Below are 17,320 nucleotides of genomic sequence, written 5' to 3'. Positions count from 1 at the left end.
GGTGCATAACTCGCCGCCGTCGGGCATGCCGATGCGAGACGGCGGCACAGGCAAACGTGCTGTTTACCCGCAGGGGCCGGGCATGCCCGGCCCGTAAATCCGTTGTTCGATTTTCAACTTAAATACCGGGGGTTAGCGTGTTCCTGCCACAAGAAATTATTCGTAAAAAACGTGATGGTCAGGCGCTGAGTGAAGAAGAGATCCGCTTCTTTATTAACGGCGTGCGCGACAACACCGTGTCAGAAGGGCAGATTGCCGCGCTGGCAATGACCATCTACTTCCACGATATGTCGCTGCCGGAGCGCGTGGCGCTGACCATGGCGATGCGTGATTCTGGTTCGGTACTGAACTGGAAGGCGCTGAACCTCAATGGCCCGGTGGTGGATAAGCACTCCACCGGCGGCGTCGGCGACGTGACCTCGCTGATGCTGGGCCCGATGGTGGCGGCCTGCGGCGGCTACGTGCCGATGATCTCCGGGCGCGGCCTGGGGCACACCGGCGGCACGCTGGACAAGCTGGAAGCGATCCCCGGTTTTGACATTTTCCCGGAAGATGACCGCTTCCGTCAGATTATTAAAGACGTTGGCGTGGCGATTATCGGCCAGACTAACTCGCTGGCGCCGGCGGATAAACGCTTCTACGCCACGCGCGATATCACCGCGACCGTCGACTCTATTCCGCTGATTACCGCCTCGATCCTCGCGAAAAAACTGGCTGAAGGGCTGGATGCACTGGTGATGGATGTGAAAGTGGGGTCCGGCGCGTTTATGCCGACCTATGAACTGTCGGAATCGCTGGCGCAGGCGATAGTCGGCGTGGCCAACGGCGCGGGTTGCAAAACCACCGCGCTGCTGACCGATATGAACCAGGTGCTGGCCTCCAGCGCCGGCAATGCGCTGGAAGTGCGCGAAGCGGTGCAGTTCCTCACCGGGGCTTACCGCAACCCGCGCCTGCTGGAGGTGACGATGGCGCTGTGCAGCGAAATGCTGATCTCCGGCGGCCTGGCCGCAACGGCGCAGGAGGCGCAGGCGAAGCTGCAGGCGGTGCTGGACAATGGCCGTGCCGCCGAAGTCTTCGGCCGCATGGTGGCGGCGCAAAAAGGTCCGCTGGACTTTATCGAGCGGATGGACCACTACCTGCCCGCGCCGATGCTGAGCAAAGCGGTGTATGCCGACCGGCCGGGGATCGTCGGTGCCATGGATACGCGCGCGCTGGGAATGGCCGTGGTATCGATGGGCGGCGGGCGTCGTCGTGCCAGCGACAGCATTGATTACAGCGTTGGCTTCAGCGAGATGGCGCAGCTGGGCGACAGCGTTGATGCGCAGCGCCCGCTGGCAGTGATCCACGCGGCGACGGAAGCCAGCTGGCAGGAAGCCGCCGCCGCCGTGAAGCGCGCGGTGGCGGTGGGCAGTGAACAGCCGCAGGTAACGCCGGTTATCTATCGCAGAATCTCCTGAGTTACCCTAAATATTTCGGGCTGCAGGAAGGCGGCAAGCCCGCGAGTCCCCGGAGCATAGACAACTATGTGACTGGGGTGAGCGGGGGAAGCCAACGCATCTGCAGCTTGAAGGATGACGGGTATTACGAGTATTCTGTTCTGATCGCATTTTTTTAATGCCTATCGCGACAATCGCGCAGGAGACCAGGATGAAACGTGCATTTATCATGGTGCTCGATTCCTTTGGAATCGGCTCCAGTAAAGACGCCGACAAGTTCGGTGATGAAGGCTCGGATACGCTCGGCCATATCGCCGAGGCGTGCTTCAGGGGTGAAGCAGACAAAGGGCGTAAGGGCCCACTCCATCTGCCGAATCTGACCGCCTTAGGGTTGGGCAAAGCGGCAGAGGCCTCAACCGGGAAATTCCCGCCGGGGCTGGACAAAGAGGCCGAAATTATTGGCGCTTATGCCTACGCCAGCGAGCTCTCCTCCGGGAAAGATACGCCGTCCGGCCACTGGGAAATCGCCGGGGTGCCGGTGCTGTTTGACTGGGGCTATTTCAGCGACGTGGAGAACAGCTTCCCGCAGGAGCTGCTCGACCTGCTGGTGGAAAAAGCCAACCTGCCGGGTTATCTCGGCAACTGCCACTCCTCCGGTACGGTGATCCTCGACCAGCTCGGCGAAGAGCATATGAAAACCGGCAAGCCGATTTTCTATACTTCCGCCGACTCGGTATTCCAGATTGCCTGCCATGAAGAGACCTTCGGCCTTGACCGTCTGTATGAGCTGTGCGAAATAGCGCGCGAAGCGCTGACCGAAGGCGGTTACAATATCGGCCGCGTGATCGCCCGTCCGTTTGTTGGTGATAAGCCGGGCAGCTTTGAGCGCACCGGGAATCGTCATGACCTGGCGGTGGAGCCTCCGGCCCCGACCATCCTGAAAAAACTGGTGGACGAGCAGGGTGGGGAAGTGATCTCCGTCGGCAAAATCGCGGATATCTACGCCCACGTTGGCATCACCAAAAAGGTGAAAGCCACCGGGCTGGACGCGCTGTTTGACGCTACCGTTGAAGAGATGAAAATTGCCCCGGATAACAGTATTGTGTTCACCAACTTCGTTGATTTCGACTCAACGTGGGGGCATCGCCGCGATATCCCTGGCTATGCCGGTGGTCTCGAGCTGTTTGACCGCCGCCTGCCGGAGCTGATGGCGCTGGTTAAAGAGGGCGATATTCTGATCCTCACCGCCGACCATGGCTGTGACCCAAGCTGGCGCGGCACCGAGCACACCCGCGAGCATATCCCGGTGCTGATCTACGGCCCAGGCGTGAAACCGGGCGATTACGGCTATCGCGACACCTTCGCCGACATTGGTCAGACGGTTGCCAGCTATTTTGGCCTGTCGCCGATGGAATACGGTAAAAGTATTCTTTAAACCCCATTTAATAAGATTAAGGATTTAACATGGCTACGCCTCATATTAACGCTGAGATGGGTGATTTCGCTGACGTGGTACTGATGCCGGGCGACCCGCTGCGCGCTAAGCACATCGCGGAAACCTTCCTGCAGGACGCGGTCGAAGTGAACAACGTGCGCGGCATGCTGGGTTATACCGGCACCTATAAAGGCCGTAAGATTTCAGTGATGGGCCACGGTATGGGTATTCCATCCTGCTCCATCTATGCGAAAGAGCTGATTACCGATTTCGGCGTGAAAAAAATCATCCGCGTCGGTTCCTGCGGTGCGGTGCGCAGTGATGTGAAACTGCGTGACGTGGTGATTGGCATGGGTGCCAGCACCGACTCCAAAGTGAACCGTATGCGCTTCAAAGACCATGATTTCGCGGCGATTGCCGATTTCGACATGGTGCGCAACGCGGTTGATGCGGCTAAAGCGCTGGGTGTGGATGCCCGCGTGGGTAACATCTTCTCGGCGGATCTGTTCTACACCCCGGACCCGCAGATGTTCGACGTGATGGAGAAGTACGGCATTCTCGGCGTGGAGATGGAAGCCGCGGGTATCTACGGCGTGGCGGCAGAGTTCGGCGCGAAAGCGCTGGCGATCTGCACCGTGTCTGACCATATCCGCTCCGGCGAGCAGACCACCGCCGCCGAGCGTCAGACCACCTTCAGCGAAATGATCGAGATCGCGCTGGAGTCCGTCCTGCTGGGTGACAAAGAGTAACCCCGGACCGACGGGCTGACCGAAAAAGAGGGTCAGCCCCTACGACTTCGGTGTTACCCAATAGGGTAGGGGGCGACCGTTTTTATTCAGGCTGACCGAAAAAGGGGGTCAGCCCCTGGGACTTCGGTGTTACCCAATAGGGTAGGGGGCGACCGTTTTTATTCAGGCTGACCAAAAAAGAGGGTCAGCCCCTGGGACTTCGGTGTTACCCAATAGGGTAGGGGTCGACCGTTTTTCCGGTCGACCCGGTTTGCCCCTACAATTAAAGGAAAGGTCGCGTGTTTGCGATCGATGAACAGGGAGAACGTTATGAATTCACGCGCGATGTTCGTCAATGCCGGTGGCGGCTTTGACCATGTCTTTCCCGGCGAAAGCCCGGCTGCCGCCCCCAAAAGCGGCGAAATTACCGTGCGCCTGCACGCCAGCTCCCTTAACTTCCATGATTACGCGGTGGTCTGCGGCATTATGCCCCCTGCGGAAAAACGTATCCCGATGGCCGACGGTGCCGGAGAGGTGATCGCCGTTGGCCCGGACGTCAGCGAGTTTGCCGTGGGTGATGCGGTGGTCAGCACCTTCTTCCCTGACTGGCTGGATGGCGACTCGGCGGAATCGAGCTTTATGAATACGCCGGGTGACGGTATCGACGGCTATGCGCGCAGCGTGGTGACCGCGCGCGTCAATGCCTTTACCCGTGCCCCCAAAGGCTGGAGCCACGCTCAGGCCTCAACCCTGACCACCGCCGGACTGACCGCCTGGCGTGCGCTGATGGTTGACGGGCAGCTGAAACCCGGCGACAGCGTGCTGGTGCAGGGCACTGGCGGCGTGTCAATTTTTGCGCTGCAGCTGGCAAAACTGGCGGGCGCGACGGTGATTGCGACCTCCTCCAGCGACAGTAAACTGCAGAAGCTGCTCGACCTGGGCGCGGATCACGTCATCAACTATCGCAAGCACGCTAACTGGGGCGAAAAGGTTCAGCAGCTGACGCGCGGGCGGGGTGTTGACCATGTTATCGAAGTGGGCGGGCCGTCGACGCTGGAGCAGTCGCTGATCGCCGCACGGATTGGCGGCCATATTGCGATGATCGGCATTCTTACCGGCATGGCGGGCGAGCTGCCGGTGATTAACGTGCTGCTGAAGCAGCTGCGTCTGCAGGGTGTGCTGGTGGGCAACCGCAGCCAGCAGCTGGCGATGATCCGTGCGCTGGATGCCAGCCCGCTACGCCCGGTGATTGACCGCCAGTTTGACCTCAGCGAAATGGTGGATGCCTTCCGCTATCAGGAATCGAATCAGCACTTCGGCAAGATTTGCCTGAGCATCTGACGCCGCGGGCACGGTGCCGCTGCGCCGCGCTTCTACCTGAATTATCTATTGAAGTATCCACTCCTAAGGCGGCTTGCAGAGAATCTGCAGGCCGTTTGACTGCGCTACTGGCAGCTGTCGCTGATTTTGACGATGACCGCCTGATAGACGCTGGCATCATCAGCGGAGAAGATCGCCAGCCCCTTGTGGTTGCCCTGCGCGGGCAGCTGGCCGCTCAGCAAAGCGTCATCAACCGTATCGAGCTTAAAACGTTTACCATCTGGAGAGAGGGCAGTCAGACAAAGGTTCTTCAGGTTGATAGCCTTATCGGATAAATTCGCCAGAGTCACTTCAAAACGTTTGGTGAATACCTGTTTCGCGCCGGTGGAAATTGACCCTATCTCCTGCTGTGTGGCAATAACGGCAATCGAGTCTGTCTTCGCCGCGACGGCGGAAAAACTGAGAATAGCGGTGAATAAGAGGGCGAGTTGATTCCGTTTCATTTTATGTTCCCCGATCCGTGACAGTCAGAAAGCGCGTGATGCGCGGGTGAAAGCCTAACATGCGTGGGATAGGGATTAACGTACAGGTCAGCAAGAGCTATTCCTGGTGAATAGCTCTATTTGCCGGGGGGATCAGCGCGGGGTCTCTTCCGGTTTTTCGTCCTCGTCGTCATCCTCTTTTACCGGGTTATTGGCGGTGAGCAGGAATGGCGACTGCTGCCAGCGCGTACGGCGCGCGCGCAGCAGGGTGCGGGTCAGGATAATCCCGATAGCCAGCGCCAGCAGCATCATCAGGCGCAGAATGTTGGTGGTGTTATCCACCTGCTTGGATTCCGTCACCAGCACGTGGGTATCCAGCGTAACGCGCAGGGAGCCGCGCGGACCCTCCTTTGTCGCCAGCGGCTCAACAATCTGATGGTTAAAATAGCTACCGGCACGCTGGCCGTCGAGCGCCAGGCGATCGCGCACGTTGATGTTTTCACCACTGTGGGCGATGAGGCTGCCTTCATCGTCATACACTGAAGCATCAAGAATACGGCTTTCGTGCGTCAGCTGGTCGAGGGTGTCGACAATTTTCTGATGGTTATCATCGCTGTTTTCCATCAGCGGGGTCAGATTCCACGCTACCTGGCGGGTCAGCGTATGCGCCAGCTCTTCCACCTGCTCGGAACGGGCCATCTGGTGCCCAAGACTGAACCAGGAAGCACCCTGCATCAACACCACTAACAGCGTCAGGCAGATCAGCACGATCACCGTACGGTGCAGGCGAAATTTTAGTTTGGCTTTAGCCATCTTGACCCTTCAGACTTGGTAGAGGAACCGGCTCCCGGTCCTTAGCTTTATGTTGCCAGAACACGCTGTAACAAGGTAGCCTCTTGCATTATTTTGCGCAGAATTGCGTGTTGAATGTCCCTACAGGAGCTGTAATGCCAAATAGTCTGACCTGGTGCGACCTGCCTGCTGAAGTCTCTCTCTGGCCGGGGTTACCTCTTTCATTAAGCGGTGATGAAGTGATGCCGCTGGACTACCGCGCTGGCCGTAGCGGCTGGCTGCTGTATGGACGCCAACTCGACAAAGCGCGCCTGACCGAATATCAGCGCCAGCTGGGCGCGGCAATGGTGATCGTCAGCGCGTGGGTGGTGGAAGATTATCAGGTCGTGCGCCTGGCCGGATCGCTGACCCCACTGGCAACCCGGCTGGCGCATGACGCCGGGTTTGACGTGGCGCCGATGGGCAAGATCCCGCATCTGAAAACGCCGGGCCTGCTGGTGATGGATATGGACTCCACCGCGATTGAGATCGAGTGCATTGATGAGATTGCCAAACTGGCCGGCAGCGGCGAGCAGGTGGCGGAAGTGACCGAGCGGGCCATGCGCGGCGAGCTGGACTTTGCCGCCAGCCTGCGTCAGCGCGTGGCTACCCTGAAAGGGGCCGATGCCAATATCCTGAAAGCGGTACGCGATACGCTGCCGCTGATGCCGGGCCTAACCTCGCTGGTGGCCAGGCTGCAGGCGATGGGCTGGGAAGTGGCTATCGCTTCCGGCGGCTTCACCTACTACGCTGAGCATCTGCGCGACACCCTGCACCTCTCTGCGGTGGCCGCTAACGTGCTGGAGATCGAGGACGGCAAGCTGACCGGTGAAGTGCTGGGCGATATTGTCGATGCGCAATATAAAGCCGACACCTTGCAGAAGCTGGCTCAGCGCTTCAATATCGCGCCTGAGCAAACCGTGGCCGTCGGTGACGGAGCCAACGACCTGCCGATGATCAAAATTGCCGGCCTTGGTATTGCCTATCACGCCAAGCCGAAAGTGAATGAACAGACCGCCGTGACGATCCGTCACGCGGATTTAATGGGCGTGTTCTGCATTCTGAGCGGCAGCCTGATTTTTGACGAGCGTTAAGGGGACGATTTGGCCAAAGCGGTAAAGCGCGCCTTTGTATGTAACGAGTGCGGCGCAGACTATCCTCGCTGGCAGGGGCAGTGCAGCGCCTGTCATGCCTGGAACACCATCACCGAGATGCGGCTTGCCGCCTCCCCTACCGTGGCGCGTAACGAGCGGCTCTCCGGCTATGCGGGCAGTGCGGGCGTCAGCCGCGTGCAGAAGCTGTCGGAGATCAGCCTCGACGAACTGCCGCGTTTCAGCACCGGTTTTAAAGAGTTTGACCGCGTGCTTGGCGGCGGCGTGGTGCCGGGCAGCGCTATTCTGATTGGCGGTAACCCCGGGGCGGGGAAAAGTACGCTGCTGTTGCAGACTCTGTGCAAGCTGTCAGAGAGCATGAAAACCCTGTACGTCACCGGGGAAGAGTCGCTGCAGCAGGTGGCGATGCGCGCCCATCGTCTGGGATTACCCAGCGAAAATCTGAATATGCTGTCGGAAACCAGCATCGAGCAGATCTGCCTGATCGCCGAGCAGGAGCAGCCGAAGCTGATGGTGATCGACTCGATCCAGGTGATGCACATGGCGGATATCCAGTCTTCGCCGGGCAGCGTGGCGCAGGTGCGCGAAACCGCCGCCTACCTCACGCGCTTCGCCAAAACCAAAGGCGTGGCGATTGTGATGGTCGGGCACGTGACGAAAGATGGCTCGCTGGCTGGCCCGAAGGTGCTGGAGCACTGCATCGACTGTTCGGTGCTGCTTGATGGCGATGCCGACACGCGTTTTCGCACGCTGCGCAGCCATAAAAATCGCTTTGGCGCGGTGAATGAGCTGGGCGTGTTTGCCATGACCGAGCAGGGGCTGCGTGAAGTCAGCAACCCGTCGGCGATCTTCCTGAGCCGGGGGGATGAAGTGACTTCCGGCAGCTCGGTGATGGTGCTGTGGGAGGGAACGCGCCCGCTGCTGGTCGAGATCCAGGCGCTGGTCGATCACTCAATGATGGGTAACCCGCGTCGCGTGGCGGTGGGGCTTGAGCAGAACCGCCTGGCGATTCTGCTGGCGGTGCTGCACCGCCACGGCGGCCTGCAAATGGCCGATCAGGACGTGTTTGTTAACGTGGTTGGCGGGGTGAAAGTCACTGAAACCAGCGCCGACCTGGCGCTGATGCTGTCGATGGTCTCCAGCCTGCGCGACCGCCCGCTGCCGCAGGATCTGGTGGTGTTTGGCGAGGTTGGGCTGGCCGGGGAGATCCGTCCGGTGCCAAGCGGCCAGGAGCGTATTTCTGAAGCGGCCAAGCACGGATTCCGCCGCGCGATTGTACCTGCCGCCAACGTGCCGAAAAAATTGCCGGAAAACATGAAAGTGTACGGCGTGAAAAAGCTGGCCGATGCGCTCTCTATCCTTGACGATCTCTAATTGCCGGAGGCATAAATGTCGTCTTTTGATTACCTGAAAACCGCGATCCGCCAGCAGGGCTGTACTCTGCAACAGGTGGCGGACGCCAGCGGCATGACCAAGGGCTACCTCAGCCAGCTGCTGAATGCCAAAATCAAAAGCCCCAGCGCGCAAAAGCTGGAGGCGCTGCATCGCTTTCTCGGCCTGGAGTTTCCCCGCCGCGAGAAAACCATCGGTGTGGTGTTCGGCAAATTTTATCCGCTGCATACCGGGCATATCTACCTGATCCAGCGCGCCTGTAGCCAGGTTGACGAGCTGCACATCATCATGGGCTATGATGAACCGCGCGATCGCCAGCTGTTTGAAGACAGCGCGATGTCGCAGCAGCCGACGGTCAGCGACCGCCTGCGCTGGCTGCTGCAGACCTTTAAGTATCAGAAGAACATCCGCATTCATTCGTTTAATGAAGAGGGGATGGAGCCGTATCCGCACGGCTGGGACGTCTGGAGCAAAGGGGTGCAGGCGTTTATGGACGATCGCGGCATCGTGCCCAACTGCATTTACACCAGCGAAGAGGGTGACGCCGAACAGTTCAGCGCGCAGCTCGGGGTGGAGACGATCGTCATCGATCCGCAGCGCTCGTTTATGAGCATCAGCGGCGGCCAGATCCGTCAGGATCCGTTCCGCTACTGGGAATATATTCCGACCGAAGTGAAGCCGTTCTTCGTGCGCACCGTGGCGATCCTCGGCGGGGAATCGAGCGGCAAATCGACGCTGGTCAACAAGCTGGCGAATATCTTCAATACCACCAGTGCGTGGGAGTTCGGCCGCGATTACGTCTTCTCACACCTCGGCGGCGACGAGATGGCGCTGCAGTATTCTGACTATGACAAAATCGCCCTCGGCCAGGCGCAGTACATCGATTTTGCGGTGAAGTACGCCAATAAAGTGGCGTTTATCGATACCGACTTCGTGACCACCCAGGCGTTTTGTAAAAAGTATGAAGGGCGCGAGCACCCGTTTGTGCAGGCATTGATCGACGAGTATCGCTTCGACCTGGTTATTCTGGTGGAAAACAACGTCCCCTGGGTGGCCGATGGTCTGCGCAGCCTCGGCAGCTCGGTCGACCGTAAAGAGTTCCAGTCGCTGCTGATCTCGATGCTGGAAGAGAACAACATCAGCTACGTGCGCGTCGAGCAGGATAACTACGACGAGCGCTTCCTGCGCTGCGTCGAGTTAGTGAAAGAGATGCTGGGCGATCAGAAATAGTAGCCAATATTGACGTTGCTGCGGAAATACCACTTACCGCTACCGGGGGACTGAGTGCTGGTCCAGCCGGTGGCGTTAAGCGCACCGCCCCAGGGATTGGCGTTTTTTGCCCAGGTTAAATCCAGCCAGAACATCACCGGCAGCGCAAACAGCTGCATTCCCAGCGTGTTCATCTGCGAGTCATCCCAGCTGCCTTTATCTTTCCACAGCACGCTGTAATCATCATAAAAGCGCAGTTTGCTGATCGGGCCAAAATCGACTTTAACATCGCGCGCGATATTCAGCGCTGCAGTGGTGGCTTTAGCCGGGATCAGATAGGCCGGCGACAGCCCGTTGGTTCCCATCAGGATGGTATCTTTATCACCCCCGCTGGGGTTCTTCGCCGCGTAAGCATAGCGGATCGCCTGGGTGCTGAGCTGCCACGGTCCGTTGTTCAGCGTGGCGTGCAGCCCGCCCGACCAGAATGAGCCGTTATCGCCGCTGCGGTGGTTATACAGGCGCGAGGCCGCCAGCGAGCCGCCCAGCTCGCTGTGCCAGCTGCCGCTGTCAACCTCGCGCGCCAGCCGCAGGTTAAGCTGATCGCGCTTCTCATTGAGCTGCAGGTGGTGCGGGCCATATATTGTGCCTTTCAGCTCGCCGTAATAGCCCACGTCCGGCGCATAGCGCACCCCCTCAGGCAGCATTTTGGCAAAATACGCCGCCTCAAACGTCCAGTTATTCGCCCGGTAGCGATACTTAGCGCCGAGCCCGCTGTTGACCGCAAAGCCGAGATAAAACGGAATATCATATGACCAGCCAAACTGCGGATAGGGGGCCAAACCAAAAGGTTTCTCCGGTGCGCCGATCTGAATCTGCTGGTCGCGGTTAATTTGGTAGCCAATATAGGCGCGGTCAATAGCATATTTGCGCTGGTCCTGAAACCAGAAGCCGGAATCAAAAAAGAAATTATCTGCATGGCCGCTGGCATCAATGCGAAAAGTATCAAAACGCAAATGGGGCTGGCGGCGGTTGCGGCTGGTGTTCCAGTCTTCATAGCGATAGTTGGCGCGCAGCGCGCCGCCAATATCAATGCCCTGTTGACCATCCGCGCTCTGCCAGTGCAGGTGGGGCGGGGCGCTGGCGGCCTGAACGCCGCTGCTGAGGCAAAATGTCAGTAACAGCTGCTTTATTTTACGCATAACGATCCCTCGTCTTTTTTCTTAATTAAAGAAAAAATCCATGAAGTATTAAATATGAAACTTGTGCGGGTTAAATTACCGTTGAACCATAAAATAACCAGCAGCTATGTCAAGATGAAATAAATGGAAGTGCCAGCGGGGTAAAATAAAAAAAGATATTACGGCGAGATGTTTCATGGGCGAACCAAATAAGGTCCGCCCGTCGGAATTAATAGACCATCACAACCTTGCCGCGCATATGACCTTCCAGCACCTGCTTATGGGCCGCGGTCAGCGTGTCGACGCTTAAGCCGTGCAGGGTCTGGCTCAGTGAGGTAGTGACTTTCCCCTCATCCAGCAGTTTTGCCGTGGCGTCGAGGATCTCCCCCTGGCGCGCAATATCCGGGGTGTTATACATGCTGCGGGTGTACATAAACTCAAAGTGCAGCGCGGCGCTTTTCAGCTTCAGCTGGTCCATGCTCAGCGGTTTTTCATTCTCAACGATGGTACAGATTTGCCCCTGCGGCGCGATAAGCTGGCTCATCGTTTCCCAGTGGCCGTCGGTATCGTTCAGGCAGAAGATATAGTCCACCTGCTTGAGGCCATGTTTCTCCAGCTCTGCTGGCATATCCTGATAGTTGATCACCAGGTCCGCGCCGCGATCTTTACACCACTGCACCGAGTCCGGGCGCGAGGCGGTGGCGATCACTTTGACCTTGGTGTGCAGCTTAGCAAACGGGATCGCCAGCGATCCAACGCCACCGGCACCGCCGACGATCAGCAGGGTTTTACCTTCTGCAGCGCGGTCAAGCTGCAGGCGGTCGAACAGGCCTTCCCATGCGGTAAGCGCGGTCAGTGGAATAGCCGCAGCCTGCGCCCAGTCGAGCGAGCGCGGCTTGTGCCCGGTGATACGCGCATCAACCAGCTGCTGGCTGGCGTTGCTGCCGGGGCGAGTGATGTCCCCGGCGTAGTAGACTTCGTCACCCGCTTTAAAGCCGCTGACCTTACTACCTACCGCCAGCACCACGCCGCTGGCATCCCAGCCGAGAATACGCGGCTGCTGCAAGCCATTTTTCTGCGCACCCTTATGCACTTTGGTATCCACCGGGTTGACCGAGGCGGCTTTCACTTCAACCAGCAGATCAAACTCGCCCGGAGTGGGCTGCGGCTGCTGGATTTCAATAAAGCTCTGCGGATTTTCTGGATTGATAGCAATCGCTTTGATTGTCATAGCACTTCTCCTTAATGATGTGATATTCAGTGTAGGTAATAAGCAGGCTAATGATAAGCTGCACAATAACGCACTAAGTGTTCGTCTGGGGTGAACAATAATGTTTAAACAGTTGCAGGATATGGCGCTGTTTGCGCTGGTCGCAGAGTGTGGCAGTTTCACGGCGGCGGCTACGCGCGCGGGATTACCGAAGTCCAGCGTCAGCCAGCGCGTCAGCCAGCTTGAACAGGCGCTGGGGCTGCGCTTAATCAACCGTACCACCCGCCAGCTCAATCTGACCTTTGCCGGGGAACGTTATCTGGTGCACTGCCAGGAGATGCTGGCCGCCAGCGAACGCGCCAGTATGGCTATCGAACGCCTGCGTGATAACCCCAGCGGGCGACTGCGCATCACTTCTCCCGCTGGCATCGGTGCCACGCTGCTGGCGCGCTTCAACGCCGGGTTCCAGCGCCAGTTTCCCGACGTCACGCTGGAGGTCTCAGTCTCTGATGAGATCCGCGATCTGGTGCAGGACGGTTTTGATGTGGCGCTGCGCACCGGGCGGCCGCAGGACTCGTCGCTGATCGGTCGGCGTATTGGTTACTGTGAGCGGATGCTGGTGGCCTCACCCGCCTATCTGGCCGATTACGACGTCCTGACACACCCCAGCCAGCTGATGGAGCATCGCAGTATTGCCCACCGGGCCTGGAGCGAATGGGTATTGAAACGTAACGAAGAGTTCTACAGCTGGCTGCTACCGCCGACCCATATGACCGACAACCTGGTGTACGCGCGCGAATGTGCGCTGGGCAATGCCGGGATCACGTTATTGCCGCTCTTTATGATCAATGAATTATTACCGCGGGGTGATTTAGTGCGGGTGTTACCGGAATGGGAAGTGGAGGGGAATGAACTGTGGCTGGTTTACCCGAGCCGAAAGCTGAACTCACCCGCGCTGGCGCGCTTTATTGAATTTGCCATGCAGTCGCCGGTATTCCGCGAATTTTATCAGTAGGGGGCGACCTTTTACTGGTCGCCCCGCAAGCCTGAATAGCTTACTTAATCATACGCTTGTACTTGATACGCTTCGGCTCCAGCGCTTCGGCGCCCAGCGTGCGTTTCTTGTACTCTTCGTATTCGGTGAAGTTACCTTCGAAGAACTCGATCTTGCCTTCATCCTGATAGTCCAGAATGTGGGTGGCAATACGGTCGAGGAACCAGCGGTCGTGCGAGATCACCATGGCACAGCCCGGGAACTCCAGCAGGGCGTTTTCCAGCGCGCGCAGGGTTTCGATGTCGAGGTCGTTGGTCGGTTCATCCAGCAGCAGCATGTTGCCGCCAACCTGCAGCAGCTTCGCCAGGTGCAGACGACCGCGCTCACCACCGGAGAGTTCGCCAACGCGTTTACCCTGATCAACCCCTTTAAAGTTAAAGCGGCCAACGTAGGCACGGCTTGGCATCTCGGTGTTGCCGATACGCATAATATCCTGGCCGCCGGAGACTTCTTCCCAAACGGTTTTAGAATTATCCATGCTGTCGCGGAACTGATCGACCGACGCCAGCTTAACGGTTTCACCCAGCACGATCTCGCCGGAATCAGGCTGTTCCTGACCGGACATCATGCGGAACAGCGTGGATTTACCCGCGCCGTTCGGACCGATGATGCCGACAATCGCACCCTTAGGAACCGAGAAGGAGAGGTCGTCAATCAGCAGGCGGTCGCCGTAGGATTTACGCAGGTTGCTGACTTCCAGCACCTTGTCACCCAGGCGTGCTCCCGGTGGAATGAACAGTTCGTTGGTTTCGTTACGCTTCTGGTACTCGGTGTTGTTCAGCTCTTCAAAGCGCGCCAGACGGGCCTTGCCTTTGGACTGCTGACCTTTGGCACCTTTGCGCACCCACTCCAGCTCTTTCTCAATCGATTTACGACGAGCGGCTTCGGATGAGGCTTCCTGCGCCAGACGCGCATCTTTCTGCTCCAGCCAGGAAGAGTAGTTACCTTCCCACGGAATACCTTCGCCGCGGTCCAGCTCGAGGATCCAACCCGCTACGTTATCCAGGAAGTAACGGTCGTGGGTAATCGCCACCACGGTCCCTTCGAAGTCGTGCAGGAAGCGTTCCAGCCAGGCCACGGATTCGGCATCCAGGTGGTTGGTCGGTTCGTCCAGCAGCAGCATATCCGGCTTTTCCAGCAGCAGGCGGCACAGAGCGACGCGGCGGCGCTCACCACCGGACAGGTTAGCAATTTTTGCATCCCAGTCCGGCAGGCGCAGCGCATCGGCCGCACGCTCCAGCTGGGTATTCAGGTTGTGGCCGTCGTGCGCCTGGATGATCTCTTCAAACTTGCCCTGCTGAGCGGCGAGCTTGTCGAAGTCAGCATCCGGCTCGGCGTACTTGGCGTACACCTCGTCCAGCCCTTTCAGCGCGCCCACCACTTCGGCCACGGCTTCTTCCACCGATTCGCGCACGGTGTGTTCCAGGTTCAGCTTCGGTTCCTGCTCCAGGTAGCCGATCTTCAGGCCAGGCTGCGGGCGTGCTTCCCCTTCGATATCTTTATCGATGCCGGCCATGATGCGCAGCAGGGTGGATTTACCCGCACCGTTCAGACCCAGTACGCCGATCTTGGCACCTGGGAAGAAACTGAGGGAGATGTTCTTTAAAATATGACGCTTCGGCGGAACGACTTTGCCGACGCGATGCATGCTATAGACGAATTGAGCCACGTTGGGTTGAGCCTCTTATGGTCTGGGGTTTAATTGGGGCAAAACAGCTGCCCACTCAGATAGCGGAGTTTAGCTGTTTTCCCCTGCTATTCACAGCCGGGACGGCCTGATTATCCTGATATCGCTACAAGCGCCTGTTTCTGATTGATTTCTGTTCAGTTACGGCTAAGCTGGTTTTTTTGCCTTTAAAACCATGGAGATATCAATGAGAGTTCTGATAGCCGCGGAAGAGAATGCCTGGGGTGGGATGATCCAGCAGTTTCGCCAGCGTTTGCCCGACGTCGAATTTGTCGCATCGCCGGGCCACGCGGCGGAAAGCCTGGCCGGTTTTGACGCGTTGATCCCCGGCATGGCGAAGGTCACTCCCGCTCTGTTGCGCACCGCCGATCGCCTCAAGCTGATTCAGCAGGCCGGGGCCGGGCTGGAAGGGGTGGATATCGCCAGCGCCCATGCGCAGGGCGTGATGGTGGCGAACGTACCGTCCGACCGCTCCGGCAACGCCGACTCGGTGGCGGAGCTGGGCATCTGGATGATGATCGGGCTGGCGCGTAAGGCTAACCAGCTGCCGCAGATGATCGCCACGCGCCAGCTTGGCCTGCCGGTTGGCATGGGACTGAAGGGCAAAACCGTCGGGCTGGTCGGGCTGGGGGGCATTGGCAAAGCGCTGGCGCAGAGGCTGGCGGCGTTTGAGATGCGTACGATCGGCGTTAAGCGCAGCGCCGACGATGACTTTGCCCGCCAGCATCGCATGGCGTGGGTCGGAGAGATGGACTGCCTGCCGCAGCTGCTGCGGGAAGCTGACTTTGTGGTGCTCAGCCTGCCGGATAACCCGGCGACCCATCATATTATCGATGAAGCGGCGCTGGCGCAGATGAAGCCGGGGGCTTTCCTGATTAATCTCGGGCGCGGCGGGCTGATTGAGAAGTCTGCGCTGCTGGCGGCGCTGGCGAACGGTCAGCTGAGCGGCGCCGGGCTGGACGTGTTCTGGCAGGAGCCGCCCGAGCCGCAGGATGCGTTGTTCAGCTATAACGTGATTGGCACCCCGCACATTGGCGGCGTGACCGATATCTCGCTGGCTGGCAATGTCGCCGCGGTGTGTGAGAATTTACGCCGCCTGCGCGACGGCGAAGAGATTTTAAATCGCTGGTAAAGCGCAGCGGGCGGAGCGAAAAAGAAGGTCCGCCCCTACCGTTTCTGCGGTCGCCGCGCGCCGAGAGTTTGCGCCGGTTACGGGGTGATAACCTCAATACCGATGTCGTACCCGGGGGCGGCATCGCTGATTAAGCCGTTAAACGCGCTGAGATCGGCAATGCGCGCCGGCAGCACCTTGCCATATTTGCTGCTGTCGGCCACCAGTAACTTCTGGCGCGCGCGCTGCAGTGCCAGAAGCTTCATCGGCAGTTCGTTCAGGTTGTAGCAGCTGGCACCCTGCTGCACATCGATTCCGGCGGCGGAGATGAACGCCTTATCCGGGCACAGGCTGTCCATCACTGACAGCTGACCCAGCGGGGTGAAGATGGCGTTATCCGCGTGGAACTCGCCGCCGCACAGGATCACCCGGGCATTTTTCTCTTTCAGCGCGAGGAAAGTGTTCATCGCACAGCAGACGGCGGTAAACGGCAGGTCGGGATCGATGGCGTCAATCACCCACGGAATGGTGGTACCGCAGTCAAAATAGACCGTTTCATTGGCATTGATCAGCGAGCTGGCGTGCTGGCCCAGCAGGCGCTTTTGCTCGACATGCTGCCCCTGCTGATCGGAAACAAAATAGTGGTTCTGGTGACGCATCGGGTCGCTGACGATGTAGCCGCCCAGCAATACCACCGCGCCCGGGCCTTCATTCAGGTCGCGGCGAATGGTCATCTCAGACACCCCAAGCAGTTGAGCCGCCTCTTTCAGATGGATTTTATCGGTGCCTTTCAGCGCCTGGGCCAGCTTATTGATGCGCTCGTCGCGCCGGGTTTCCATGAGTTTGCTTCCAGTTGTCGCGGAATTTGGAGTTTACCGTCAATAAGATAGGGCTGCAAACAGCAGGGTGCAGGCAGGTAAAAACAGGGGTCGGGCATGCCCGACCCCTACGCAGGAACGCGGATGTTGTAGGGGTCAGGCATGCCAGACCCGCCGCGCAGGAACGCGGATGTTGTAGGGGTCAGGCATGCCTGACCCGCCGTGCAGGGACGCGGATGTTGTAGGGGTCAGGCATGCCCGCCCCCTACGCAGGAACGCGGATGTTGTAGGGGTCAGGCATGCCAGACCCGCCGCGC

Annotated in this window: 15 protein-coding genes; 9 read left to right on the top strand and 6 right to left on the bottom strand. The window is 58.8% G+C overall.

Features of this window, described 5'->3' with window-relative positions; translation table 11 throughout:
• Nucleotides 1-137 precede the first annotated feature (137 nt).
• From deoA to QLG07_RS11075, 4 genes are all read left to right on the top strand, one after another.
• Nucleotides 138-1,457 (top strand): thymidine phosphorylase, encoded by a 1,320-nt coding sequence (deoA, locus tag QLG07_RS11090; protein WP_282469219.1) that lies wholly within the window; start codon nucleotides 138-140, stop codon nucleotides 1,455-1,457.
• 190 nt (nucleotides 1,458-1,647) lie between these two features.
• A complete protein-coding gene (gene deoB, locus QLG07_RS11085; RefSeq protein ID WP_282469218.1) occupies nucleotides 1,648-2,871 on the top strand; it encodes a phosphopentomutase in 1,224 nt (407 codons plus the stop codon).
• Nucleotides 2,872-2,900: 29 nt separating this feature from the next.
• Complete coding sequence (gene deoD / locus QLG07_RS11080) at nucleotides 2,901-3,620, top strand: purine-nucleoside phosphorylase (protein ID WP_048914751.1); 720 nt, start codon at nucleotides 2,901-2,903, stop codon at nucleotides 3,618-3,620.
• 309 nt (nucleotides 3,621-3,929) lie between these two features.
• A complete protein-coding gene (locus tag QLG07_RS11075; protein WP_282469217.1) occupies nucleotides 3,930-4,940 on the top strand; it encodes an NAD(P)-dependent alcohol dehydrogenase in 1,011 nt (336 codons plus the stop codon).
• Nucleotides 4,941-5,044: 104 nt separating this feature from the next.
• Here QLG07_RS11075 and QLG07_RS11070 read toward each other — a convergent pair whose 3' ends face one another.
• Nucleotides 5,045-5,422 carry a DUF4354 family protein gene (locus QLG07_RS11070; RefSeq protein WP_282469216.1) on the bottom strand — a complete coding sequence of 126 codons (378 nt, stop codon included), beginning with the start codon at nucleotides 5,420-5,422 and terminating at the stop codon, nucleotides 5,045-5,047.
• Between the two features lie 132 nt (nucleotides 5,423-5,554).
• On the bottom strand, nucleotides 5,555-6,214 hold the full coding sequence (locus QLG07_RS11065) for a YtjB family periplasmic protein (protein WP_048914754.1): 660 nt from the start codon (nucleotides 6,212-6,214) through the stop codon (nucleotides 5,555-5,557).
• Between the two features lie 134 nt (nucleotides 6,215-6,348).
• On the opposite strand from QLG07_RS11065, the gene serB reads away from it, so the two are divergent.
• From serB to nadR, 3 genes are read left to right on the top strand one after another with little or no spacing between them, the layout of a single operon-like run.
• On the top strand, nucleotides 6,349-7,326 hold the full coding sequence (gene serB, locus QLG07_RS11060; RefSeq protein WP_048914755.1) for a phosphoserine phosphatase: 978 nt from the start codon (nucleotides 6,349-6,351) through the stop codon (nucleotides 7,324-7,326).
• Nucleotides 7,327-7,335: 9 nt separating this feature from the next.
• A complete protein-coding gene (radA, locus tag QLG07_RS11055; protein ID WP_282469215.1) occupies nucleotides 7,336-8,718 on the top strand; it encodes a DNA repair protein RadA in 1,383 nt (460 codons plus the stop codon).
• A 15-nt stretch (nucleotides 8,719-8,733) separates the two neighbouring features.
• Nucleotides 8,734-9,966 carry a multifunctional transcriptional regulator/nicotinamide-nucleotide adenylyltransferase/ribosylnicotinamide kinase NadR gene (gene nadR / locus QLG07_RS11050; RefSeq protein ID WP_048914757.1) on the top strand — a complete coding sequence of 411 codons (1,233 nt, stop codon included), beginning with the start codon at nucleotides 8,734-8,736 and terminating at the stop codon, nucleotides 9,964-9,966.
• On the opposite strand, the gene QLG07_RS11045 is transcribed toward nadR, so the two are convergent.
• On the bottom strand, nucleotides 9,957-11,144 hold the full coding sequence (locus QLG07_RS11045; RefSeq protein ID WP_282469214.1) for a hypothetical protein: 1,188 nt from the start codon (nucleotides 11,142-11,144) through the stop codon (nucleotides 9,957-9,959). The genes nadR and QLG07_RS11045 overlap by 10 nt on opposite strands.
• A 208-nt stretch (nucleotides 11,145-11,352) precedes the next feature.
• On the bottom strand, nucleotides 11,353-12,354 hold the full coding sequence (locus QLG07_RS11040) for a zinc-binding alcohol dehydrogenase family protein (protein ID WP_048914759.1): 1,002 nt from the start codon (nucleotides 12,352-12,354) through the stop codon (nucleotides 11,353-11,355).
• Between the two features lie 97 nt (nucleotides 12,355-12,451).
• On the opposite strand from QLG07_RS11040, the gene QLG07_RS11035 reads away from it, so the two are divergent.
• The gene (locus QLG07_RS11035; RefSeq protein ID WP_048914760.1) at nucleotides 12,452-13,348 is read left to right on the top strand and encodes a LysR family transcriptional regulator; all 897 of its coding nucleotides are present in this window, start codon (nucleotides 12,452-12,454) and stop codon (nucleotides 13,346-13,348) included.
• A gap of 40 nt (nucleotides 13,349-13,388) precedes the next feature.
• On the opposite strand, the gene ettA is transcribed toward QLG07_RS11035, so the two are convergent.
• Nucleotides 13,389-15,056 (bottom strand): energy-dependent translational throttle protein EttA, encoded by a 1,668-nt coding sequence (gene ettA, locus QLG07_RS11030; RefSeq protein ID WP_048914761.1) that lies wholly within the window; start codon nucleotides 15,054-15,056, stop codon nucleotides 13,389-13,391.
• A 205-nt stretch (nucleotides 15,057-15,261) separates the two neighbouring features.
• Here ettA and QLG07_RS11025 point away from each other — a divergent pair, with 205 nt between their 5' ends.
• Nucleotides 15,262-16,206, top strand: coding sequence for a 2-hydroxyacid dehydrogenase (locus tag QLG07_RS11025; RefSeq protein ID WP_282469213.1), 945 nt, complete (start codon nucleotides 15,262-15,264; stop codon nucleotides 16,204-16,206).
• A 77-nt stretch (nucleotides 16,207-16,283) separates the two neighbouring features.
• Here QLG07_RS11025 and deoR read toward each other — a convergent pair whose 3' ends face one another.
• A complete protein-coding gene (gene deoR / locus QLG07_RS11020; protein WP_048914763.1) occupies nucleotides 16,284-17,024 on the bottom strand; it encodes a DNA-binding transcriptional repressor DeoR in 741 nt (246 codons plus the stop codon).
• Between the last annotated feature and the right edge of the window lie 296 nt (nucleotides 17,025-17,320).

Origin of the sequence: Erwinia sp. V90_4 (assembly GCF_029967685.1) — a bacterium.
GTDB classification, from domain to species: Bacteria; Pseudomonadota; Gammaproteobacteria; order Enterobacterales; family Enterobacteriaceae; genus Erwinia; species Erwinia aphidicola.
The sequence above is the reverse complement of the archived record's forward strand: the minus strand, read 5'-3'. Positions and strand labels throughout refer to the sequence as shown.